This window comes from Proteus myxofaciens ATCC 19692, assembly GCF_001654855.1.
Lineage (GTDB): Bacteria > Pseudomonadota > Gammaproteobacteria > Enterobacterales > Enterobacteriaceae > Proteus > Proteus myxofaciens.
This window is the reverse complement of the sequence record NZ_LXEN01000217.1, coordinates 1-382: the sequence shown is the minus strand read 5'-3', so window position 1 is coordinate 382 and position 382 is coordinate 1. Positions and strand designations below refer to the sequence as shown.

Here is a 382-nt window from a genome sequence, read left to right as displayed (position 1 = left end):
AATAAAAAAAGAATCAACTCAAATGAAGAACTTTTTTATTTTCTTGATGAAAACTTTCCATTACCTGTAAATAAAAATAGTAATATTAAAATATTTTATCTTCAAAGCAAATATGACGAAGTGATACCTCAGAATGAAATCTCTTATCTAAGACAAAATTATTATCACTTTAAACAACTTACTTTGCCCGATATCCATGGCTCACCTCATTATCATAAAACAGTTGTTTTATTTATAATATGGACGGTACTAAATTCAATGAATAAGAAGCCAGTAACAAGAACATTTATTAAATTATTAATAAATGTTTCTAAAGTAATAAAATTTTAAAAGGAAGAATATCATTACTTGTTTTCTTGATAAAATATTTTAATATTACTAT

General features: G+C 22.8%; 1 protein-coding gene. It reads left to right on the top strand.

Annotation, left to right across the window (positions count from 1 at the left end; genetic code table 11):
- Positions 1-330: hypothetical protein (locus M983_RS17795; protein ID WP_210433263.1), on the top strand; the 330-nt coding region annotated here is incomplete at its 5' end.
- Positions 331-382 lie beyond the last annotated feature (52 nt).